We start from the raw sequence: 22068 nt of genomic DNA on the forward strand, positions 1-22068 counted from the left end.
TGCCGGAGGTGGCCACATCGCGGCAAAAGCTGGGAATCTTTGGTTCAAACCGGCCTGGAGGGGCGGGACGACGGACCGGCCTCCGGGGTGCAGGTGGGAACCTGAGGATTTGCCACGGGCTGCTGTAACATTCTAGAAAACAGCCCGTACCATCTAGAGGGAACGCGGTGCGCGGCCAGGAACATGAATGGACCGACCTGATGCGGTCGGCCAATGCGGGTGACACCGCCGCCTACCATCGTCTCCTGTCGGCCATCACGCCGGTCTTGAGGGCGGCGGCGCGGCGCGGTCTGTTGCGTGCCGGGCAATCGCCCGATCAGTCCGAGGATATCGTGCAGGATACTTTGCTCGCCGTGCATCTGAAGCGACACACATGGGACGCCAAGGCGCCGTTCGCGCCGTGGCTGTTCACCATCGCGCGCAACAAGCTGATCGACGCGCTGCGCCGCCGCGGCCGCCGGGTGTTCTTGGATATCGACGATTTCACCGACGTGCTTCCCGGCGAGGAAGCGCCGGAAGTGACGAACGGCGTGGACATCGAGGCGCATCTGAAGACGCTGCCGCAGCGCCAGCGCGACGTGCTGCAATCGATTTCGGTTGACGGGCTGTCGATTACCGAGACGGCGAAGAAGTTCGAGATGAAGGAAGGTGCGGTGCGGGTGGCGCTTCACCGCGGACTTTCGACCCTCGCGGCGCGTGCACGGAAAGACCTGATATGAAAACCGACGATCTCATCGCAAGCCTTGTCGCCGATCACCCTTCGCGGATGCAGCCGGTCTGGCTCTGGCTGCTGGCGGGCATTTGCGCGGCGTTGCCGCTGTCGGCGGTGCTGTTCATGGTGAGCCTCGGCCCGCGGCCGGATATCGCGACGGCGATCTACAATCCGTTCTTCGATCTGAAATTCCTGGTCACGCTGGCGCTGGCATCGAGCGCCGCGGCGTTGAGCCTGCATCTGTCGCGTCCGAATGCCTCGCTGCATGGCTGGATGTGGCTGCTCGCGCTGCCCGTAGGCCTGCTCGGCATCGGCATCGTCGCGGACTTCGCCGTGCCTCAGCGCGTGAACTGGGAGGGCCGGCTGGTCGGGTCTAACTCGATGGCCTGCATGTCGTCGATTCCGCTGTTCTCGGCACCGTTCCTGATCGCCACGCTGTTGATGCTGCGCAAGGGAGCGACTTCGCACCCGATGCTGCTGGGTGCGCTGGCGGGATTGATGTCGGCGGGGCTGGGCGCGACGCTCTATGCCTCGCATTGCGCAGACGATTCGCCCTTGTTCGTGGCGACCTGGTACACGCTGGCGGCGGCTTTCGTGACGCTCATCGGGGCGATGGCCGGGCGCCGGGTCTTGCGGTTCTAGGAACGGGTCTTGCGGTTCTAGGAAGCCGCCGCAGGGATCGTGCCGGCCTCGCGCATCCGGTAGAAGCGCAGCACCTGCTGGGCGGTGGCGGGCCGCAGCAGGTTGAAGTGGTCGTGATATTCGGCAAGGCTTGTCGAGACTCCAACGTCGCCGACCGCATGGCGCGCCTTCAGGATCTTTTCGACCGTCGCCCAGCTGAGGCCCGCGACCTTCGCCAGCACCAGCAGCCCTTCCGCGCGTGGCTCGATCATCATGTTCTCGACGGTGAGGATCGGCACGTCGGTCATCAGCGCAATGGCGGTGGAGACTTCCTCGACGCGGCCGTGTTCGGCGAAGGCCGCCACCTGCGCCTCGTTCAGGCGGCCGTCGCTGTGCAGCAGCTTGACGAGCGTCTGCGCGCGGATGGTGTCTTCGGTTTTCGCGGCGCTGGCCTGGATCGCGACATCCTTCACCACGGCGGCGACTTCGGCGGCGTAATGCGGGTTGGCCTCATTAAGTCTGGTGCGAACCGCGTGGGAGGCCTTGGCTACCAGTTGCAGATAAAAATGCCGCGGAATGGGGCGCAGGCCAAGGCAGGTCGCGATGCCGTCGTGCCCCTCGGCGCGCATGATCAGGCGCGAGTATCCATTGTCGGAGAATTCCGCGCCGGGATTGTTGATCGTGCTCTCAACCACATCGTCATTACCGCGCTCGACCAGCACATCGGTGACGGCGTGGGTCAGGACCTTGCGCTTCGAAATCGCCAGCAGATGACCCTGGCTCTTTTTTCGCGCGTTCTCGACCAGCGCTGCTTCGTTGAGCTTTTCGGAATGGGACAGGACAGGGGCCGCAATTTCGATCATGTCGTCGAACGCGAGCGTACGGATCACACCGGCCGGGGCTTCCGCCACCTGTGCGAGACGCTCGGCCAGCAGTTGCTTCGCCGATTGCTCCATCTTGAGCAGGAGGCACTGGAATACATCGTCGAACAGCGCGATCTGTTCATCCGAATAGGCGGCAGGCGCGTACAGAAACAGATCGGTGACGCGGCGGAGGGTTTCGACGCGGCGTGCTACCGTTCCATGGGTCAGTGCGGCTTGAAGATCTGCCAACAGACTGGTGGCGTTGGCGGCGTGTGCACTCATGACTTCTGTCCCAAACGGCAACCCGCCGACATTCTCGCGGAGGGAAAACAACATTCTAAGCGTGCTCGATTCTGTTTCGTCCACGGTCCTTGGCACGATACAGCGCCATGTCGGCCCGCAGTAGAAGGTTCTCCGGTGCCTCGTCGTGGCGCAGCGTGGCCACGCCTGCCGACATCGTCACGGCGATGCCGGGCGAAATCGAATTCCAGTCGATGTCCGCGATGATCATGCGCAGGCGATCCGCCACCTTCTCGGCGGTGTCCTCGGCCGTCTCCGGCATGATCAGCAGAAATTCCTCGCCGCCATAGCGGCCGAATTTATCGATCGCCCGCACGTTGGCGAACATGGTGATAGCGAAGGTGCGCAGCACTTCGTCGCCCACGGGATGGCCATAAAGATCGTTGATCTTCTTGAAGAAGTCGAGGTCGATCAGTGCGATGGAGCAGGGGCTTTTGGTGCGGATCGCGCGTTCGCTCTCCTCGACCAGCGCATGCATGATGCTGCGTCGATTATGTGCGCCGGTCAGTTCGTCGAATTCGGCGAGTTCCTCGATGCGCCGATAGGCTTCCTTCAGCGCCAGTCCCTGCGTGTAGAAGGATTCTCTGAGCGCGCTGGAGAACATGCCGACCATCATGCAGCGGCCGATGGTGACCACGAACAGGAACAGGGTGGCGAAGCGCTCGGCGAAGGTGCCGTGCGGCATGCTGATCGGAATGGTGGTGAGCAGGAACAGCCACGCAAGACCTGCCGTGAGCACGCCCCATGCAATGCCGATCTGCAGCATGGTCGAGCGCAGCGAGCCGAGCGCCACGATCACGAACAGCGAGCAGAGAAACACGCATCCGACTTCCGGCACGATATACATGAACGAGAGCATCAGCAGGAAGCTAACGCCCATCTGCTGGAGGACGAGATAATGATCCTTGAAGCGGTCGTTGAAATGCGCGTCGGAGAGAAGGACGAAGCAAGTGACGCTGAGCAGCGCGCAGACGAGGAACACCGGCGGAGTGGTGAGGCTGGTGGTGCCGGCAAGGGCGTAGAGCGCCAGCACCGCGGTATCGGTCAGGTAGCTGAGCGCCATGATGGTCTGGATCTGGCGGCGCTGGACGGCGCGGCGCGGCAGCACGTCCGATGCGGGCGCATCGGCTGAACTCAGTTGATCCATCAGTTTGAGTGGAAAGACGGCTCCCCACATATCGTAAAACCCCGCAGCTCTTGAGTAAATTAGTCAGCAAAGCGTTTAGGTTTGGTATCATTTGGCGGTACCGGCCGGTCTTTGCGAGAAACGCCGGTACCGCTCGAAATCTAAAAATATATAATTATATCAATGTCTTACATTTGAGCTTTGTGTTTTCGGCCCGAGGTGCGGCCGTAAAATGCGAGCAGGATCGGCGCGGCTTGCCCAACTCCTGCTTCGAGGGCATTTTCGCTGCCTTCCGGGCAGCGATGCCGAAAGACGTTTTTATCGAACCCGATCACGTCCCCGTGCGACCAACCTTGCGAGATAGCCATTGAGTGCAACACAGGCCGCTTCGGACGAATCCCTGATCGGCCGCATTGCCCAAGGCGATCGTCTCGCCATGCAGGTTCTCTACGGACGGCACCATGTCCGGGTCTATCGGTTCGCGTTGCGTCTGGTGCGGAAGGAACAGATCGCCGAAGATCTCATCAGCGAGGTGTTTCTGGACGTATGGCGTCAGGCCGGGAAGTTCGAAGGGCGCTCCGCCGTTTCGACCTGGCTCTTGGCGATCACGAGGTTCAAGGCGTTGTCGGCGCTGCGCAAGAAGAAGGACGCGGAACTCGACGACGAAACAGCAGCGGCGATCGAGGACACGTCCGACAATCCGGAGGTGACGGTCGCCAAGAAGGATACCGGGAATGTGCTGCGCAACTGTCTGGCAAAGCTGTCGCAGGACCACCGGGAGATCGTCGATCTGGTCTACTACCACGAGAAGTCCGTGGAGGAGGTCGCCGAGATCGTCGGCATCCCGGAGAACACGGTGAAGACGCGCCTGTTCTATGCGCGCAAGAAACTCGCCGAGCTTCTGAAGGAAGCCGGCGTGGAGCGAGGCTGGCCATGACGACGAGAGACAAGGAATTGGCCGAGCCCGGCAAGATCGAGGCGCTGCTGCCCTGGCGGGCGGCGGGCACCCTGAGCGCCGAAGAGACGCGGCTGGTTGATGCCGCGCTCGCGAAGGATTCCGCGCTCGCCAAGCAATACGAGATCATCAAGGACGAACTGGCCGAAACCGTGCTTCTGAACGAAGACCTCGGCGCGCCGTCCACCCGCGCGCTGGAAAAATTGTTCGCGGCGATCGAGGCGGAGCCTGCGCGTGGCGCGTCGACGTCATCGGGATTGATGGCGCGCCTGGGGACGTTCTTCAACGGATGGTCGCCACGCACGCTCGGCTGGGCGGCGGCTGCGGCAATGCTCGCGCTGGTGCTGCAGGCCGGCATCATCACCACGGCGGTGATGAAGCAGGGCGGCGGATATCAGACGGCGTCGTCCGAGGCTTCCACGGCGGGCACGCGTCTTCTGGTTGGCTTCAAGTCCGACGCCACGTTCGATCAGATCACCGCCTTTCTCGTGGCCTATCACGCCTCCGTCGTGGCGGGGCCGCAGGCGGGCATGTTCACGGTGAAATTCGGCGACACGACGCTCGCAGCCAAGGACGCGGAGCAGCTCATCGCCAAGGTCAAGGCGGACAAGACCGTGGCATTTGCCGCTGCGACACAGTGATTTCTCGCATTTCCTTCATACGGAACGGGTGAAGGCATGACGAAGCGACACGATCCATTCAACGGCCCGAAGATCTGGCTGCTTGCGGCGGCCATCGGATTGGCGTCCCCAGCCATCACACCGGCGCGGGCGCAGATGCGCAATCTCAGTGTCGGTGGCCCCAGCATCCATATCGGCCCCCGGATTCCGGTCAATCCGAGCGTGCGCTATTCGCCGAACCTGCATTACGGCCCGGTGATCGAGGACCGCATCGATGGCGGTCCGCCGCGTTCGCGCAAGCCGCCGCCGGAGCGTGGGTCGAAGAAGCCTTCGCGCACCACCGTCGCGGCCGATCCGACCTACGTGCCGAACGAAGTGCTGATCGAGATCGCGGGTCAGCCGACCGACGCGCAGGTGCGGGACATCGCGAAGCGTTACAAGCTGCGGCAGGTGCAGTCGCAGCACATCGCACTGCTCGATACCACGTTCTATCGCTGGCGGATTCCGGACGGGCGCTCGGTCGACACCGTGGTGAAGCAGTTGAGCGCGGATCGCGGCATCACATCGGTGCACCGCAATTCGATCTTCCGTTTGCAGGATGAGCAGGGCGGCAAAGCGCCGTTCCAGTATGCGCTGGCGAAATTGCGGCTGCCGGAAGCGCAGGCGATCTCGACCGGTGAGAAAGTCAGAGTTGCGGTGATCGATTCCGGCATCGACACCGACCATCCCGAGCTTGCGGGCTCGATCGCGGCCACGTTCGACGCGCTCGACAGCAAGGAGACCGCGCATGCGCACGGCACCAGCATCGCGGGCATCATCGCTGCGCACGCGACCCTCAAGGGCGCGGCTCCGGCCGCGAAGCTGCTGGCGATCCGCGCGTTCGGGGAAGCCAAGTCGGGTGCGTCGAGCACCACCTTTGTTGTGCTGAAAGGCCTCGATTATGCCGCTTCAAACGGCGCGCAGATCATCAACATGAGTTTCGCTGGCCCCCGCGACAAGGTGGTCGAACGTGGGCTTGCGGCAGCGGCGGCGAAGAACATCGTGCTGGTGGCGGCGGTCGGCAATGCCGGGCCGAAATCCGCGCCGCTGTTTCCGGGCGCCGATCCGCACGTCATCGGTGTCACCGCGACCGATGCTTCCGATGCGATTTTCGCGAAAGCCAATCAGGGCGCCTATGTCGCGGTGGCAGCACCCGGCGTCGACATTCTCGCGCCGCTGCCCGGCGGCAAATACGGCGTCTCGTCCGGCACGTCGTTGTCGGCGGCCTATGTCAGCGGGCTCGCGGCCTTGATGCTGGCGCGCAATCCCGCGCTCACCGCCGACGAAGTGCGGCAGGCGCTGGTACAATCCGCCCGCGACCTTGGCCCGGCCGGGCGCGACGACCGGTTCGGGGCGGGGGAGGCCGATGCCTTTGCCGCCGTCTCGGCGGTGGCGGCGCCTGTTGCCACCGCGTCGGAGCCGCTCAAGCCCGCGCCGCGTTAACTCTGCCCGCGAGATTGGAAGGCTTCTGTACGCAAATACCTTGACCCGAACTCGCGTCATGAAGACGATGGGTCATTCCAGCGGCGATTCTATTGCTTCGCCGCACCGGGCAGATGGCCCGCCGCGCGTTTTTGCGTCCTGCTTCGCGTCCCCAAGTTGCTTTGTGTCACCATCGTTTCGTACCGGCCGAGTAAGGCTGGCGTCATTTCTGCAACGTGTTTGTTATGGAAACAGGCGATGTCTGAAGCTTTTCCGAAACCGGTTCAGGCGGCGGGCCGCAGCGTGGTGGCGCGCTGGCGCATCCTGGCGCAGCAGCGGCTCGATCATCTCACCGAGCTTTATGAGAGCGGGCGCTGGAAGCTCTATCACACCGAAAGCGATTTCCTCGCGATGGTGCACGAGGCGCGCACGGTGCTGAAGGTCTGGCAGGATCTGGCGCCGCCCGATGCCGCGCTCGACAAGCCGATCGAGGTTGCGATTGCGCAGACCGATGCAACCGGGGAGAGTCTTCCCGGAAGCCTCGCCAAGCCGGGCCTACTGGACCGTGTTGAGACCCAGTACGATTTTCGGAAATCCTGACGCGCCGACCACCGCGAGATCGCCAGTGATCGGCTTGTCGTGATCGAAGCCGACAATCGCGCCGCGCGGCGCGTTCGAGATCAGGTTGCCGCTGATGAGCGTCTTGCCGGTGCCGTCCACCGCCGAGACGCCGATGCCGACGAAGGCGTCGCGGATGATGTTGTTGGCGATGTTGATGTCGCGCAGATATTTGCCCCAGCCCGCGCTGATGCCGCAGACCGGAGCGTTCTCGATCACGTTGCCGGTCACGTTGCTGTCGGCCTCGACGTAAATCCCGACGCCGCCATGATCGGTATTCGATCCCGGATAGCGCCGCGTTTTGGTGTTGCGGATAATGTTGCCCTGCACGATGGCGAGGCGGCCGCCCTCGTTAAAATTCGCCACTGACACGCCCGTGGAGCAGCCATCGACCACGTTGTTGGCGATGATCGCGCCTTCAAAGGCGAATTCCGAATAGAGCGCGACCTCGCGCGCGTCGGTGACGGTGTTGCCGACGATCTGGATGTTGGAGGCGGAGTTGCCGCGCACGCCGGAATAGTCGCAATCGCGGATGCGGTTGCCGCGCACGATCACGTTGTTGGCGCGAAAGGCGTTGATGGCGTTGCCGTACTGCCCTGTTCCGCCGGGGCCTGCCTTGATATTCTCGATGCGGTTGTCGACGACGATGGTGCCATCATCGCCCGCAGCCGAGCGGACGATTTCGATGCCGTTCTCGGAAGCGCCCTGGATGGTGTTCTGCGCGATCAGCAGGCCCAGCGCATCGACGCTGACGATGGCGGTGGCGGAGGTCTGGCGGATGGTGGTGTTGCGGATATCGCCCGAGCAGGTTTCGAGCCGGATGGCGTTGCGGCCGCTGCCGGCAATGTCGCAATCGCCGATGTGGAAGTCGCGGCAGGCCTGCAGGCTGACGAGCCCGCGCCGTTCGGGCAGGTCATGGCCGCCGCCGTCGAGCACAAGGCCCTTCAGGTTGAGGCCGTCCGCGCCCTTGGCGGTGAGAAGCGATGTGCCGCTGCCGGTGAATTCCAGCCGCGTGGCCCCGCGCGCGCCGACAATCTGCGCGCCGCTCGGCAGTTCGAGTTCGCCGGTGCGATAGATTCCCGGCCGGAGCACTAGCGGCATGCGCGCGGCGGCGGTGGCGTAGATCGCGCGCTGCAACGGAATGGTCTGGTCGTCCGGGCTGTTGTGCTTGACGCCGAGTTGGCCCGCATCGCGGCCGAGCGACGACATCGCGGGCGCGGCTTTGGCGATGCCGCGCTCGAGCAGCAGCGCGGCGGCTGACACGCTGAACAAACCCATGATGCGGCGGCGGGTGAAATCCATGAGGCGGCTCCTGTCGCCGGTTTATGGCACAACCTTGGGCCGAAGGAGAGGGTGCGGCAAAGTTATGGCCTGCTGCTGGTTAAATTTGCGCAAGAGCGCGCCGCCCGCGCGCTCGATTGTGAATTCGGGCTCTGCAATTCGTGTTATTCTAGAAATATGAAGTTCCGGGATATTCCAGCGGATATTAAGATTAGCAGTTATTTTTTTGCTGCCCTTTTGCTGTCCTTTATTCCCGGGTTGGGTATTTTGTTAGTGTTCGCTGTGCCAGATTTGCTGTTGGCTAAAATTTTCAGCACCAAGAGCGATGGTCGCTCCGATCCAGACAAGAGCGCGCCGCCCGCGCGCGCTGAATGAGTGTGGCGAGCATCACTTCTCCGGCATCGACAAGCTGCTCAAAACTGACGGCCTCGGGCTTCCCCGAATGAGCGTCGCGCGGCACCTTTGGCACATGGATGAAGGCCGCAAGCGGCAATGCGTGGGGGTGCCGCTCTGCGGCCTCGATCGCGCGCCAGCTCAGATAGTTGCAGAGATATGCTCCGGCATTGATCGAAGGGCGGACATCGATGCCGGTCGCCTTCGCGGCGTGCAACAGATGTCGCGTATGGCCGCCGAACCGCCGCGTCGCGGGGGCGGTGGGATCGATGGTGAGGCTCAGGATGGCCGCATGATCCGCGTCCGGCCAAAGCTGGGTGATGGTGTTGCGCGCCCGCGTCTCGATCCGGACATAGGGCGTCCGGGTCGCGAGGCCGAACATCAAAAGCACGTCCGGCTCGTGCTGCGCGAGCAAGGCGGGCAACTGCGCATCGACGGCCTGATAGCTGACCGGAAAGACGTGGCCGATCCGTTCGACATCGGAAAATGCCGGGCGGGGCAGGCGCGCCAGCCGCTCCACCAGCTTTCCGGTTGGGTTGTACGGCGCGCCGGGAAACGGGCCGAAGCCGGTGATGAGGACGCGGATCCTGCCTGCCGTCATTGCCGGTTGATGTTGTCTTCCTGCGGCTGCGCGCCGCCGAAGATCGCTGTGCCTTCCGCCGACAGGTACGGCTTTAGCTCCTGCCACGGCACGGTTACGTCGAAGCGGCCTTCGGCGTAGGGGCCAACCGCATAGGGCGCGTAGTGAAAAGCAAGTCCCGCGCTTTTGCCGGGCTCGGTCGAGGGCGCGAGTGTCACCGGGCCGATCTTGAGCAGGCTCGTCCCGATATCCTTGTACCAGTCGATAGGGGACTCGTCGTCCGCGATGCCGCGCGCCTTCTTCTCGGCTTTCAGCGCGGCAAGGACGGCGTTCCGCATCGCGGTCAGTGTCGGGCCGTCATCAGCGGTTTCCTTGAAAAACGGCCGGATGCTGATGCGCTTCTTTGCGGTGTCGTCCCACAGGAGCGTATCGACATAAGTGTTGGGGTGCGCGCCGTGGGTGTCGGCGTAATCCTCCCGGAGAATGCTGATGTAGCGGCCGCCGACAACCGAAGCGGTGACGTATTCGCGTTCGAACGTGTACCCGCCTTTCGGGAAGTATTTTGGATCGCTGCGCTTGGTCTGGGTGGCTTCCTTGCGCTGCTTCTCGGCATAGCGTTTGCCTTCCGCGAGACAATCGGCTGCAAGGGCGGGGTGAGATTTGATCGTGTCATCGAGGGTGACGCTGACATCGACAGCGTCGGTCTTGATGGCGATGTCCGGTTTGGGCTCGGCGGCGAAGCAGGCGCCGGTCAGCCAGATGCCAGCAACAGCGACACGGGCAATATTGCGGATCGGTGCGAACGGGGCCATCTGCCTTCTATACAGCAATTATCGGCGGGGGCCGATAAGCAGCATTCAAGCGAGGTCGTCCAGCCGCTCGATGCCTTGCGTGGGAACACCCGCCAGTGCCTGATGCGGCGTGCGCCCGCCGATATCACGGTTGGGCGCGATCTCGGCCAAAGGCACCAGTACGAAGGCACGCTCGAACAGGCGCGGATGCGGCAGCGTCAGTTCCGGCGTGTGGATCGTGCCGTTGTCGTAGGCGAGAATGTCGAGGTCGAGCGTACGCGGACCCCATCTTTTCTCGTTGGCGCGGTCGCGGCCGAATTTCTTCTCGATCCGGTGCAGCGTGAACAATAGCGCCATCGGGTCGAGCGAGGTTTCGATCTCGATGCAGGCGTTGATGAAGGGCGGCTGGTCTTCCTCGCCCCAAGGCGGCGTGCGGTAATCGGACGAACGTGCGACGAGAACCGCCTGCGTCGCCCCGCAGATATGGGAAATGGCGGATTTGAAGGTTGCGCGGACGTCGCCGACATTGCCACCGAGCGCGATCAGCACGCTTGCCATGGGTTAGGTACGCTTGCGCAGAATGATGACGCCGACATCATCGAAGATTGCCGCGATTGGCGCGTGCGGCTTGTGGATCGTGACCTTCACGGCCTCGACCTTGGTGAAATCGCGCAGTACGGCGTCCGCCACCGCGCCCGCCGCCCGTTCCAGCAGATAGTAATTCTGGCCCTTGAAGGCCTGGCTCGCGCTGGTGACGACATCGGAATAGGACACGGTGTCGGCGAGTTTGTCGGTGCGTGAAGAATCCGCGAGGTCGATGGACAATTCCAGATCGATGACGAACCGTTGTCCGACTTCGGCTTCATGCTCCATGACGCCGTGACGGGCGTGCATCAGCAGGCCCTTGATGAAGATGGTATCGCTCACCGTTTGTCCCCGATTGCGGCCGTCACGCGCAGCGCCTGAACGGTCTCGAAAACGTCGTGCGCGCGAATGATCCGCGCGCCATTTTGAACTGCCAGCAGATGCGCCGCAAGGGAGCCGCCGATACGCTGGCGCGGCTCGGAGGGCGAGACGCTGGCGATGAAGCGCTTGCGCGAGGCCCCCACCAGAATGGGCCGCCCGAATTGGGACAATTCGCCAAGCCGCGCCAGCGCGATCATGCTCTGCTCGGGCGTCTTGCCGAAGCCGATGCCGGGATCGAGCACGATGCTGTCGCGAGAGAGGCCGGCCGTGTCGGCGATGGCAAGCGAGCGCTCGAAGAACACGGCGATGTCCTTCATGATGTCGATGGCGGGGTCGGCTTCATCGCGGTTATGCATCACGACGATGGGCGCGCCGCGCCCGGCGGCGAGTTTTGCCATCGCGGGGTCGCGGTGCAGGCCCCAGACGTCGTTGAGAACGGCGGCACCCTGATCCAGCGCCCACGCCGCGACATCCGCCTTCATCGTGTCTATCGAAATTGGCACGCCGAGCCGGACAATGGCGGGCAGGATGGGCGCAAGCCGTGCCATTTCCTCGTTGGCCGATATGGGTTTTGCACCGTAGGGCCGGGTGGATTCCGCGCCGATGTCGAGAATGTCGGCGCCATCGGCGACAAGCCGTTCGGCTTGCACCAGTGCGGCGGCAGGATCGAGAAATTCGCCGCCGTCTGAGAAGGAGTCCGGGGTGATGTTGAGCACGCCCATCACCAGCACATGCGGCTTGGCCAGCAACGCGGGCAAGATGTCGTGCCGGGCGTCTCGCATGGGGCCAAGTGTTAAAGAACGGGCGCTCATGGCGCGGCTTTGCGCGGTCCCGAAACACGAGTCAAGCGGCAAGCGGGTGGGAAGGTGCCCTAAACTCGTAGGCTTAGTAGCTGATCTTGAGCGGCAGCTTCTTGGCGCGCTCGATCAGCTGGCCGACCGACCGCTCCGAGGGGAGTACGCGCACCAGTTTGCGCTTGGTGTTGGCCTCGGCCATCGCCTGCGCCAGCCGTCCGGGGTTTCGCAGCGCAAATTCCCGCACCGTGGTGACGCCCGCGGCGCGGATCAACTCGGCCTTGGCCTTGCCCATGCCCTTGATGCGCATGCAGTCGGCGATGTTGGCCCACCCGAGGATTTGCTTTTCGCAAAGGCCGGTGGCCTCCGCCAATTCCTTGCGGCCCTTGTAGGTGCCAGCCTTCTCCAGCAGCGCCGCAGTCGTGCGAATGCCCTGGGATTTCAACTTCGAGGCCGCGAGAGGGCCCAGTCCGTCGATCTGTGTCAGAGGATATGTCATTGCAAATGGAAGAATTTACGCGTTCCAGAAAATCGAGGGTGCCGGTTGCAGCGAACCATCGCGATGACAAGCGTGGCGCACAAAAAATCCTGAGGTGCAGACGGAATGGCGAAGGTTTGAATGATCGGAAAGGTCGGAATGCTTCGAGCGTTTTTCTGTTTTGATGCTGATGCGTCCCGACATGGCCCCACGCAATGCAATCCGGCAGTCCATAGTTTCTTATCCTTCCGGTTTATTCCGGCTCTTAACGCTTATGTTTTTATCTTGATCGGATGAGACGCGAATTACAAGAGACGAACGCGCTTGCAGTTCAGATTCTCTCTCGATGCGCGTCCGGTGTTGCTGTGATGCAAGAGTGAGCATCTCCATTTCGGTGACGCGAGGCGAAAATCGCGTGTCACACTGGCCGCGCGCGACGAATTACCTCCTTCTTCTATCGTCGGGATTTGATTTGTTTCGTCTCTATCTATGGCCAGATGGTTCCATTGCCATTGAAGAAGCGGGAAAGATGCTTCAATAAATATAGTCAGATAGCGGTACGGCATCCGAAGCGAGGAACGACGATGGCGAAGGCGACGAAACAGGCATCCGCGTCAACAAGTCCGACGACGGCCAGCGCGCCGCAGCCGGCGGTGGGGGATACCGACACTGCACTCTTTATCGGCAAGGGCGATCAGTCGGCTTTTCTGACCTTGTCGCTCGCCAACCGCCACGGCCTCGTGACAGGCGCGACCGGAACGGGAAAAACCGTGACGTTGCAGGTGATGGCGGAGGGTTTTGCCCGCGCGGGCGTCCCGGTTTTCGCCGCCGACATCAAGGGCGACCTCTCCGGCATCTCGGAAGTGGGCAAGGCGAACGATTTTATCCTGAACCGCGCCAAGGGCATGGGGCTGACGTTCCAGCCGGACCAGTTCTCGACGGTGTTCTGGGACGTTTTCGGTGAGCAGGGACATCCGGTGCGTGCCACCGTGCTGGAAATGGGCCCGCTTTTGTTGTCGCGGATGCTCGATCTCAATGACGTGCAGGAGGGCGTGCTCAATGTCGCGTTCCGCCTCGCTGACGAGAACCATCTGCCGCTGCTGGATATGAAGGATCTGCGCGCGCTGCTGGACGCGATGATCCCTGTCCCGGCCAAAGCGGGCGAGGATGACCCGCTGGCAGCCCTGCGTACCGCCGCGCAGGCGTTCGGCAACGTCACCAAGGCGACCGTCGGCACCATCCAGCGCCAGTTGCTAGTGCTGGAGAACCAGGGCGCCGATAAATTCTTCGGCGAGCCCGCGCTGGAACTGAAGGATTTCATGCGCACCGACTCCGACGGGCGCGGCATGGTCAATATCCTCGTCGCCGACAAGCTGATGCAGAGCCCGAAGCTCTACGCGACCTTCCTGTTGTGGATGCTGTCCGAACTGTTCGAGGAATTGCCGGAGGTCGGCGACCTGCCGAAGCCGAAACTCGTGTTCTTCTTCGACGAGGCGCACCTGTTGTTCAACGATGCGCCGAAATCGCTGATGGACAAGATCGAGCAGGTGGTGCGCCTGATCCGCTCGAAGGGCGTCGGCGTCTATTTCGTCACGCAAAATCCGATCGACGTGCCGGACAAGGTACTGGCCCAGCTCGGCAACCGCGTGCAGCACGCGCTGCGTGCCTTCACGCCGCGCGACCAGAAGGCGGTTCAGGCGGCGGCGCAGACCTTCCGTCCGAATCCCGCGCTCAATACCGCGCAGGTCATCACCGAACTCGGCAAGGGCGAAGCGCTGGTGTCGTTTCTGGAAGGCAACGGCACGCCCGCGATGGTGGAGCGCATCCTGGTGCGGCCGCCGAGCGCGCGGATCGGCCCGATCACACCGGAGGAGCGCAAGGCGATCATCGCGGCAAGCCCGGTAAAGGGCAAATACGACACCACGATCGATTCCGATTCCGCTTATGAGATGCTGCAGAAGCGCCTGACGGAGACGGCCGCGACCGGCGAGCCCGGCAGCGGCGGCGGATTGCTCGACCACATCGGCTCCATCGTCGGCTCGGTGTTCGGCACCTCGACATCGCGCGGACGGCTCACCACGGGGCAACTGATCGCCCGCAATGTTACGCGCTCGGTGACCAACAAGGTCGTCGGCGGTGTGGTGGCGGATCTTGGCAAGTCGATGGGCGGCTCGATTGGCAGCTCCATCGGGCGCTCGATCGTGCGCGGTGCGCTCGGAGGCCTGCTGCGGCGATAGCGGCAGGTCACAACAAAACGTCCCAAGGCAATTTCTCGCCCGTGCGGGCGATTTAAGGACCGACAATGACGCCTGATGATCTTTCCGCCGTTCTCGACCGTGTCGATACCGATTTCGACCGCAGCCTGCAGCGCCTGTTCGCCCTGCTGCGCATCAAGTCGATCTCCGCCGATCCGGCGTTCAACGATGATTGCGCGCAGGCGGCCAAGCACCTTGCGGCAGACATCGAGAGCATCGGCTTCTCCGCCGAGGTGCGGCCGACCGCAGGACACCCGGCGATTGTCGCGCGCTATGACGGCCCGGTGCAAAACGGTCCGCATGTGCTGTTCTACGGGCACTACGATGTGCAGCCGGTCGATCCGCTGAATTTGTGGGACCGCCCGCCGTTCGAGCCCGTCGTCACCAAGCATGCGGACGGGCGTGAGATTATCGTCGCGCGCGGCGCGGAAGACGACAAAGGCCAGTTGATGACCTTCGTCGAGGCCTGCCGGGCGTGGAAGAGCGTCACCGGCAGTCTGCCGCTCGGCATCACCATCCTGATCGAGGGCGAGGAGGAGGTCGGCTCGAAGAATTTCGGTCCCTTCCTCGAGAAGAACAAGGCGGACCTGAAGGCGGACTTCGCGCTGGTCTGCGATACCGGCATGTGGGATCAGAACACGCCTGCGATCACCACCGCGCTACGCGGCCTCGTCTATGAGGAAGTTATCGTCAAGGCCGCCAACCGCGACCTGCATTCCGGCATCTTCGGCGGCGGCGCGCAGAATCCGATCCGCGTGCTGACGCGGATACTCGGCGGCATTCACGACGACAACGGCCGCATCACCATTCCGGGCTTCTATGATGGCGTGAAGAATCTGCCGCCCGCCATTCTCGAACAGTGGAAGAAGCTGAACCTGACGCCTGAGCTGTTTCTCAAGCCCATCGGATTGTCGCTGCCCGCGGGCGAGAAGGATCGTCTGCTGATCGAGCAGATTTCCTCGCGCCCGACGGCGGACATCAACGGTATTGTCGGCGGTTACACCGGCGAGGGATCGAAGACCGTGATTCCGGCGCAGGCGTCGGCGAAGATTTCATTCCGCCTCGTCGAAGGGCAGGACCCCGCCAAGATCCGCGACGCGTTCCGCGGCTATGTGAAGGCGCGCATTCCGGCGGATTGCAGCGTCGAATTCCTCGACCATGCGGGCGCGCCCGCGATTGCGCTCGATTGGGGCATGAAGCCGCTCGCCGCCGCCAAGCGTGCGCTGACGGACGAGTGGGGCACCGAGGCGCTCTTGATCGGCTCGGGCGCCTCGATCCCGATTGTCGCGGATTTCAGGAAGACGCTGGGGCTCGACACGGTGCTGATCGGCTTCGGGCTGGAGGACGACAACATCCATTCGCCGAACGAGAAGTATGACCTCAAGAGCTTCCACAAGGGCATCCGCTCCTGGGTGCGGATTCTGGCGGCGTTCGCGCAAGCGCCGCGCTGAGGCGGTTTTATTTTCAGCATGTGAAATTCCGCCCGGAATGGGACGGCGTTTCGCCGGCGGCGCCGTCATGATTTGGAAGCTGTTTCAAGCTTTGCCGCGCGGGCCTGCCGTATCCAGTCCAGAATGTCGGATGAGCGGCCCTGAAGCAGCTTGATGCTCTTGGTCGTTCGTGGCTGGTTGGATATTTGCGGAAATCGCCATGACTCCGTGATGATGGCGGCGTGCCAGAGATTGCGGCCATGCCGGTATTTGAGATGCACGACGTCGAAAGTGAACGCGTGATCGACACCGGCATATTGGTGGCGGTGGCGCTCGCAATGAACGCCATGCGCCACCCATGACGCGCTGCCCGTGACGGAAGCGGGCGCATCGAGCACATATTCGATGTCGGCGATGCGCAGCGCGTTGCTCAAGCGTTTCATCGCCCGACCATAGGGCGGCGTGTTGTTGTCCAAAAGAGCAAATGTTGCGCGCCGGGATAAGCTGCGGTTTCCTGCGGCGGGACGGTCCGGCATGCCGCAACGTAAAAACGCCGCCCGGAATTGGACGGCGTTTGAATTGTGTAGAGGGTGATGACTGAATCTACCCTGCCGCGCGGCAAGGTCAAGCCGCTGCTTACGGCGGCGGAATCGCCAGCAGGCTCGCGATGCTCTCGCCACGGATGTCGTAGACGCGGGCATACACCACGCCGTCGCGTTTGACCTCGGCGTAGATCGGGGCGGGCAAGCCCTTGCAGTAGAATTCGCCAAGGCTCATCGCGAAATCGGCCGAATGGCTGTCCCAGCCGATCGAGAAGTCGGGGCCGAGTGCGACCTGCGCCGGACGCTGCGGCCCGCACACCGCCACCTTCCATTTGCGGTTGGCGGGCGGAATTTCCTGCCGCGCGATGATCTGCTCGCGCAGCGTGTTGGACGCCTGCTTCAGCGCGAGGCCCCAGTAATCTAGCATGAAGCGGCTGTCGGCTTCCCGCACCGTTCCGGCGACATCGTTGAAGTATGTGTACTGGTACGGATGCAGTCGCACCATCTCCACCAGCGGCATCGTCAGGCCCGCGGTAAACAGCGCGCAGATTGTGAATTGCCAGTTGCGGCGGCGCTCGTTGCGGCCCAGCCACTCGATCAAGCGGCCGAAGGCGAGGCCGCCGAGGATCGCCATCGGCGGAATGACGAAGATGAAATGGCGGATGCCGTTGTAGAGCGCGGGCCGTTTCACCACGGCAATGGCCAGCGGAAGAAAGGCCGCCAGCGCGATCATGAGATAGATCGTGGTGCGGCGGGCATCGCTGCGCCGCGTTGCTGCGGCAATCGTCATGGCAAGGCCGCCGAGGCAAAGCGCGATAAAGATCTCCGGCATCTGCAACGCGAACAGCGTCGGCAGATACGACCACGGCATGTCCGGCACCGACACCATCGCGCCGTCGAACAATTCCTTCCATGGCTTCTCGAAGAAGGCCGAGAAGTAGGTCACTGCGCGTAAGGGATTGGCGGGTTCGATGATCGACCACGGCCAGATCAGGCCCATCACGAGGTAGCCGAAGAACAGCCCCGGCAGCAGCAGCCAGCAGGCGCGGGCGAAGCGGCGCAGCGTCTCGCGCCATCCCTGCGTCGCGATCTCCTCGCGCCAGATCGGGATGAAAGCGAGCAGGGCATAGACGAGGCCGAAGCCGCCGAGCACGCGGCAGCCGAGCGACAGTCCGGCGCCGAGGCCTAGGATCAGCACCGTATGCGGCGAGGGCGACGGATACTCCTGCGCCAGCCGCACCAGCCCGAGCAGCATCACGATCATCGCCACCGCGAACGGCGGGTCCTTCGGGTTCATGAACATGTGCCCGTAGAAGGTCGGGCACAGCGCAAGCAAGAGAAGTGCTGCCAGCCCCGCGAGCGGGCCGCCGACGCGGCGCGTGAGACGCCATGTCAGCGCAAGGCCGATCAGGCCGACGATGGCGCCGACGAGACGGCGGGTGTCGAACAATCCGAGCGGAACGATCTTGTGCAGAAGCGCGGCGATCATGTCGAAGCCGCCGCCATACATGTAGAGGTTTGCGAACGAGAGCGCGCTCTGGTCCTTGAAACCCGAGCCGAACATCTTCAGCAGAAGGTCGGCATATTCGGCGTGGGTGTAGTCGTCCCAGCCGAGGCCGTAGTCGCGGAAGGTGAGGGCGGCGACGCATGCGATCACCACAAGGGCGGCGCAGGCGAGCATGTCGCAGGTCTGATCAAATGGCCGCCGGAGAGGGACCTCAAATCCGGATGCCGTGATCGATGTCATGATGCAGTTACGCTTGTTTGGGGCTTGCAGGTGGCTGTTTCTGCCGTTCAGCCAGGGGGCATAGTCGGCGATTATGGCTTAATTTTCCTAAAACGCTGCAACAATAAGGGGTTGCCGGGAGTTGAAACGATCTGGGTTGCAATCCATCGTGGTGGTCCATGCCATGGAAATCGTTGGTATCCTTGTACTTTTCGGAATGGAATAAGGAAATATTACCTTTCGTCGGGCAAGAGCTGAGCCGGTAGTGGAACAGTCATATGACAGTCGAAGCTGCGGGCCGGCGAGGCCGCAAGCTGGAGTTTGAGTGATGATTGCGTTGTTGCTGGCGGGAGCCTTGGTGTTTTGCGCGGGCGTGCTGGCCATCGTGTTCGGGATTCCGATCAAGGAATTCTCCTTCGGCAATACGGTGATCCTGTGCGGCACGGTTGCCGCCTCGACCGGGCTCATTCTGATCGGTCTCAGCATTCTCACGCGCGAGGTGAAGCAACTCTCCCGCCGTCTCGGCACCGCGCCGGTGCGGGAGGAGGCGGAGGTCGAGGAAATCATCGTGGCCGAAGTGCCGCCGCCTGCGATGCCGGAGGAGCCGCGCCCGGCACCGCGCGCGCCTGGAAACAGCGATTTTCTATTCTCGCGCGACGAGCCGGCGGTCCGCGCGACGGAAACCGAGTTCGAATTTCCGCCGCCGACCCGCGCGCCGTTTCCGCCGCTCCCCGAGCGTCCTGAACCCGCAGCGGCACCGGAGCGCCCGAAACGCGACTTCCTGTTTTCCTCCCGCCGCCGCAAGACGGCGCAGGATGCTGCACCTCCCGCCGAGGCGGAAACCGCGTCCCACACGGAAGACAATCTGTTCGAGCCGCCGTGGTCGCAACCCGAGCAGCCGCCCGAACCCGAGAACGATTTCGCGGCCGAGCCGCGCCATCCGTTGCGGCCGCCGCGCCGTTTCACCCCGCCTTCGCGCCGGGAGGAGCCGCCGCGCCGCGAGCCGCAGCCGGAAGTCAGCGTGGTGAAATCCGGCGTGGTCGATGCGATGGCCTATTCGCTGTATTCGGACGGTTCGATCGAAGCGCAATTGCCGGAAGGCACCGTGCGGTTTGAATCGATCGAGGAGCTCCGCGCCCATCTCGACCGCCGCTGAAGGCGCCCGCTGCACACATTCAGGGCACAGCGTTCGATCGATCTTGCGGACCCCCGACCCGCTCGCCTAATCTTTGCGAGGCATGAGGGGCCGCAACGATACACGCCCCTTCCATCGAATATCGCGAGCGCTGCATGAGTGAGCCTGCCGGCAAGAATTTCGTTGAAATGGCGGCAGGCATCGTCTCGGCCTATGTCAGCAACAACACGGTGCAGCCGTCCGACATTCCCGCGCTGATCGCGCAGGTTCATGCCGCGCTGCTGCGCGTGGCGACGGGCGGGGATGCGCCCGTCGAGGCCGCGCGGCCTGCGGTCTCGGTGAAGAAATCGATGACGTCGGAATATCTGGTCTGTCTCGAAGACGGCAAACGCTTCAAGTCGCTGAAGCGGCATCTGCGCAGCCAGTACAACATGAGCCCGGAGCAATACCGCAAGAAGTGGGGCCTGCCGCCGGATTATCCGATGGTGGCGCCGAACTATGCGGTGGCGCGCTCGCAGCTCGCCAAAAAGATGGGGCTTGGCCAGCAGCGCCGCCGGGCCAAGAGGTAGGCACGCATTTCACAGCGATGAGCGAGAAAGCGGGGAAAGATATCCCCGGTTGCAAAAATTGGGTTAGGGTGTAGGTATAAAATCCTAACGAGGTCGCCCAATGCTGCCCACCCCTGTCTCCGTTTCCTCCTCGCATTCCGCCGCACCTTCTCCCGACCCTGAAACCATCCGGTCCCGCGTCGCCGCATATGTGATTGCCGATTTCGGCATCACCGCGGACGAATTGGCGTTCGGCTCGCGTGGTTCGCCGCGTGCGTCGCTGGCGCGTCAGGTCGCGATGTATCTCTGTCATGTCGGCTTCGCGCTGAGTTTCGAGGGCATCGGCCGGCTGTTTCACCGCGACCGCACCACGGTGGCCTACGCCTGCCGCGTGATCGAGGAACGGCGCGAGGATGTCTGGTTCGACAGCCGGATCGCCGCGCTGGAACGCGTGGTGGCGCGGGCGGAGTACGGCCGATGAAGTCGCATCGCCCCTCCAAAACACGAACAGCCGAGCCCGCGCATGACATCGACGCCAGGCGCGCCGAGCACCTCACGCTCGCCTCGCGCGAGGTGATGACAGAGAGCGGCGTTGCCCGCGTCATGGTCAACGACAGCGAGAGCCCGCTCGCGTGGCTCGCGCGCCGCAAGGGCCGCGACGGGCGCACCATGATCGGCCACAACCAGTTCATCGCGGGCGAGAAGCTGCGCGCCGATTTCACCCGTGGCCACCTCGCGCCGCGTGTCACGTCGAGCTGGTCGGGGATCGCGCGCGGAAAAAATTGCGGCGGTGGCGACGCGGGCACGATGACCGACGTGGTGATAGCCGCGCGCCAGCGGGTGCGGCTGGCGCTGGAGGTGTGCGGGCCGGAATTCTCCGGCATATTGCTCGATGTGTGCTGTTTGCTGCGCGGGCTGGAGGATGTGGAGCGCGAGCGCGGCTGGCCCGCGCGCTCGGCGAAGGTTGTTCTGCAACTCGCGCTGGATCGTCTTGCTCGCCATTACGGGCTTCACGACAATGCCCGTGGCAGCGCGCATATCCGCACCTGGCTCGCGGAGGATGCATCGTTCACGGCGTGAGGCGGACGCCTCGCGGGAACCGGCCGGAACGTTTGATCCGGTAAGAGGTTGATTCCGCACCACATGGAGGACGGAGCATGGAAGAGATTCAGATTACGCAGGTTGAGTTTCCACCGGCCAAGGACAAGCCGGAAATCGTCAGGAAGCCGAAACCCGGCCGCTCCCAGCAGCAAAGCGCCAGCATTCCCGAAAAGGGCCGCAAGAAACCTGATGGCGGAATGAAGTAGACAACCCCGAAAGTCAGACTTTGGCTTCGACGGCCCTGCGCGCATCGGATTTGATGCGGTCGACCATTGCGCGCAGGCCGTTCGAGCGTTGCGGCGTCAGATGTTCGCGGAAGCCGAACTCATCGAAGATCGCCAGCGCATCGGTGGAGAGAATCTCCTTCGCCGTCTTGCCCGAATACAGTGTGAGAAGGATCGCGACCAGCCCGCGCACGATGTGGGCATCACTGTCGCCGAGATAGCGCAGCACCGGCTCGCCGGAGGCGTCGCGGTCGTCCTTGCGCGACAGCCAGACCTGGCTGGTGCAGCCCTGCACCTTGTTTGCGGCGTTGTGCTCGGCGTCCGGCATCGGCTCGAGCGTGCGGCCAAGCTCGATCACGTAGCGATAGCGATCGTCCCAGTCGTCAAGCAGCGAAAAATTGTCCCGAATGTCGTCGATCGTGGTCATGCCGATATTGCCGTCGTGAAAAGGCCGCGCGGACCTCGCGCTGTCGCTTACGGCTTATATGAGAACGCGGACGGCGGAAAGCGAGAGTTTCAGCGGAATTTTCCGCGAAAACCGCGCGCTC

At 63.2% G+C, this 22068-nt stretch carries 25 protein-coding genes; 13 read left to right on the plus strand and 12 right to left on the minus strand.

Going from position 1 to position 22068, the window contains the following annotated elements; translation table 11 throughout:
* Nucleotides 1-167: 167 nt before the first annotated feature.
* Together AFIDRAFT_RS08930 and AFIDRAFT_RS08935 are read left to right on the plus strand one after the other, a co-directional pair.
* Nucleotides 168-719, plus strand: a complete 552-nt coding sequence (locus AFIDRAFT_RS08930; RefSeq protein ID WP_009338961.1) for a sigma-70 family RNA polymerase sigma factor — start codon at nucleotides 168-170, stop codon at nucleotides 717-719.
* Nucleotides 716-1354, plus strand: coding sequence for an NrsF family protein (locus AFIDRAFT_RS08935; protein WP_009338962.1), 639 nt, complete (start codon nucleotides 716-718; stop codon nucleotides 1352-1354). Before AFIDRAFT_RS08930 ends, AFIDRAFT_RS08935 begins: the two co-directional genes overlap by 4 nt.
* A gap of 17 nt (nucleotides 1355-1371) precedes the next feature.
* Here AFIDRAFT_RS08935 and AFIDRAFT_RS08940 read toward each other — a convergent pair whose 3' ends face one another.
* Both AFIDRAFT_RS08940 and AFIDRAFT_RS08945 read right to left on the minus strand, forming a co-directional pair.
* A complete protein-coding gene (locus tag AFIDRAFT_RS08940) occupies nucleotides 1372-2478 on the minus strand; it encodes a DUF2336 domain-containing protein (RefSeq protein ID WP_040298315.1) in 1107 nt (368 codons plus the stop codon).
* A gap of 55 nt (nucleotides 2479-2533) precedes the next feature.
* Nucleotides 2534-3673, minus strand: a complete 1140-nt coding sequence (locus AFIDRAFT_RS08945) for a GGDEF domain-containing protein (RefSeq protein WP_009338964.1) — start codon at nucleotides 3671-3673, stop codon at nucleotides 2534-2536.
* Between the two features lie 316 nt (nucleotides 3674-3989).
* On the opposite strand from AFIDRAFT_RS08945, the gene AFIDRAFT_RS08955 reads away from it, so the two are divergent.
* The 4 genes from AFIDRAFT_RS08955 to AFIDRAFT_RS08970 all read left to right on the plus strand — a co-directional run bounded on the left by AFIDRAFT_RS08955 (nucleotide 3990) and on the right by AFIDRAFT_RS08970 (nucleotide 7258).
* Nucleotides 3990-4559, plus strand: a complete 570-nt coding sequence (locus AFIDRAFT_RS08955) for a sigma-70 family RNA polymerase sigma factor (RefSeq protein ID WP_040298228.1) — start codon at nucleotides 3990-3992, stop codon at nucleotides 4557-4559.
* Nucleotides 4556-5218: a hypothetical protein gene (locus AFIDRAFT_RS08960; RefSeq protein ID WP_009338966.1), complete on the plus strand. Its 663-nt coding sequence runs from the start codon at nucleotides 4556-4558 to the stop codon at nucleotides 5216-5218. Before AFIDRAFT_RS08955 ends, AFIDRAFT_RS08960 begins: the two co-directional genes overlap by 4 nt.
* Nucleotides 5219-5254: 36 nt before the next feature.
* On the plus strand, nucleotides 5255-6679 hold the full coding sequence (locus AFIDRAFT_RS08965; protein ID WP_009338967.1) for a S8 family serine peptidase: 1425 nt from the start codon (nucleotides 5255-5257) through the stop codon (nucleotides 6677-6679).
* 237 nt (nucleotides 6680-6916) lie between these two features.
* Complete coding sequence (locus AFIDRAFT_RS08970) at nucleotides 6917-7258, plus strand: TIGR03809 family protein (protein ID WP_009338968.1); 342 nt, start codon at nucleotides 6917-6919, stop codon at nucleotides 7256-7258.
* Here AFIDRAFT_RS08970 and AFIDRAFT_RS08975 read toward each other — a convergent pair.
* The 7 genes from AFIDRAFT_RS08975 to AFIDRAFT_RS09005 form a co-directional block, all read right to left on the minus strand.
* Nucleotides 7214-8578, minus strand: coding sequence for a TIGR03808 family TAT-translocated repetitive protein (locus AFIDRAFT_RS08975; RefSeq protein ID WP_009338969.1), 1365 nt, complete (start codon nucleotides 8576-8578; stop codon nucleotides 7214-7216). The two genes, AFIDRAFT_RS08970 and AFIDRAFT_RS08975, sit on opposite strands and share 45 nt — an antisense overlap.
* A gap of 289 nt (nucleotides 8579-8867) precedes the next feature.
* Nucleotides 8868-9551: a pyroglutamyl-peptidase I gene (locus AFIDRAFT_RS08980; RefSeq protein ID WP_009338970.1), complete on the minus strand. Its 684-nt coding sequence runs from the start codon at nucleotides 9549-9551 to the stop codon at nucleotides 8868-8870.
* Nucleotides 9548-10342, minus strand: coding sequence for a DUF3298 and DUF4163 domain-containing protein (locus AFIDRAFT_RS08985; RefSeq protein WP_009338971.1), 795 nt, complete (start codon nucleotides 10340-10342; stop codon nucleotides 9548-9550). Before AFIDRAFT_RS08985 ends, AFIDRAFT_RS08980 begins: the two co-directional genes overlap by 4 nt.
* A gap of 45 nt (nucleotides 10343-10387) precedes the next feature.
* Entirely contained in the window at nucleotides 10388-10879 is a 492-nt protein-coding gene (gene folK / locus AFIDRAFT_RS08990; protein WP_009338972.1) for a 2-amino-4-hydroxy-6-hydroxymethyldihydropteridine diphosphokinase, read from the minus strand.
* Nucleotides 10880-10882: 3 nt separating this feature from the next.
* Entirely contained in the window at nucleotides 10883-11248 is a 366-nt protein-coding gene (gene folB / locus AFIDRAFT_RS08995; protein ID WP_009338973.1) for a dihydroneopterin aldolase, read from the minus strand.
* Nucleotides 11245-12099, minus strand: a complete 855-nt coding sequence (gene folP, locus AFIDRAFT_RS09000) for a dihydropteroate synthase (RefSeq protein WP_040298229.1) — start codon at nucleotides 12097-12099, stop codon at nucleotides 11245-11247. The genes folB and folP overlap by 4 nt, the downstream gene beginning before the upstream one ends.
* Before the next feature lie 73 nt (nucleotides 12100-12172).
* Entirely contained in the window at nucleotides 12173-12580 is a 408-nt protein-coding gene (locus AFIDRAFT_RS09005) for a DUF4332 domain-containing protein (RefSeq protein ID WP_009338975.1), read from the minus strand.
* A gap of 563 nt (nucleotides 12581-13143) precedes the next feature.
* Here AFIDRAFT_RS09005 and AFIDRAFT_RS09010 point away from each other — a divergent pair.
* Nucleotides 13144-14796: a helicase HerA-like domain-containing protein gene (locus AFIDRAFT_RS09010; RefSeq protein ID WP_009338976.1), complete on the plus strand. Its 1653-nt coding sequence runs from the start codon at nucleotides 13144-13146 to the stop codon at nucleotides 14794-14796.
* Nucleotides 14797-14861: 65 nt separating this feature from the next.
* Nucleotides 14862-16265, plus strand: a complete 1404-nt coding sequence (locus tag AFIDRAFT_RS09015; RefSeq protein WP_009338978.1) for a M20/M25/M40 family metallo-hydrolase — start codon at nucleotides 14862-14864, stop codon at nucleotides 16263-16265.
* A gap of 65 nt (nucleotides 16266-16330) precedes the next feature.
* Here the strand turns inward: AFIDRAFT_RS09015 and AFIDRAFT_RS09020 are convergent, their stop codons facing one another.
* Complete coding sequence (locus tag AFIDRAFT_RS09020; protein WP_009338980.1) at nucleotides 16331-16687, minus strand: hypothetical protein; 357 nt, start codon at nucleotides 16685-16687, stop codon at nucleotides 16331-16333.
* A 193-nt stretch (nucleotides 16688-16880) separates the two neighbouring features.
* Nucleotides 16881-18533, minus strand: a complete 1653-nt coding sequence (locus AFIDRAFT_RS09025) for a glycosyltransferase family 39 protein (protein ID WP_040298231.1) — start codon at nucleotides 18531-18533, stop codon at nucleotides 16881-16883.
* Nucleotides 18534-18840: 307 nt separating this feature from the next.
* Between AFIDRAFT_RS09025 and AFIDRAFT_RS09030 the strand changes: the two genes are divergently transcribed.
* The 5 genes from AFIDRAFT_RS09030 (at nucleotide 18841) to AFIDRAFT_RS20015 (ending at nucleotide 21502) form a co-directional block, all read left to right on the plus strand.
* Nucleotides 18841-19668, plus strand: a complete 828-nt coding sequence (locus tag AFIDRAFT_RS09030; protein ID WP_009338984.1) for a hypothetical protein — start codon at nucleotides 18841-18843, stop codon at nucleotides 19666-19668.
* Nucleotides 19669-19802: 134 nt separating this feature from the next.
* On the plus strand, nucleotides 19803-20216 hold the full coding sequence (locus tag AFIDRAFT_RS09035; protein ID WP_009338986.1) for a Ros/MucR family transcriptional regulator: 414 nt from the start codon (nucleotides 19803-19805) through the stop codon (nucleotides 20214-20216).
* 100 nt (nucleotides 20217-20316) lie between these two features.
* On the plus strand, nucleotides 20317-20676 hold the full coding sequence (locus AFIDRAFT_RS09040; protein ID WP_009338988.1) for a helix-turn-helix domain-containing protein: 360 nt from the start codon (nucleotides 20317-20319) through the stop codon (nucleotides 20674-20676).
* Entirely contained in the window at nucleotides 20673-21275 is a 603-nt protein-coding gene (locus AFIDRAFT_RS09045; protein ID WP_009338990.1) for a DUF6456 domain-containing protein, read from the plus strand. The genes AFIDRAFT_RS09040 and AFIDRAFT_RS09045 overlap by 4 nt, the downstream gene beginning before the upstream one ends.
* A 77-nt stretch (nucleotides 21276-21352) precedes the next feature.
* Nucleotides 21353-21502, plus strand: a complete 150-nt coding sequence (locus AFIDRAFT_RS20015; RefSeq protein ID WP_009338992.1) for a hypothetical protein — start codon at nucleotides 21353-21355, stop codon at nucleotides 21500-21502.
* 13 nt (nucleotides 21503-21515) lie between these two features.
* Here the strand turns inward: AFIDRAFT_RS20015 and AFIDRAFT_RS09050 are convergent, their stop codons facing one another.
* Nucleotides 21516-21947, minus strand: a complete 432-nt coding sequence (locus AFIDRAFT_RS09050; protein ID WP_009338995.1) for a SufE family protein — start codon at nucleotides 21945-21947, stop codon at nucleotides 21516-21518.
* Nucleotides 21948-22068 lie beyond the last annotated feature (121 nt).

The organism is Afipia sp. 1NLS2 (assembly GCF_000178995.1).
GTDB lineage: Bacteria > Pseudomonadota > Alphaproteobacteria > Rhizobiales > Xanthobacteraceae > Afipia.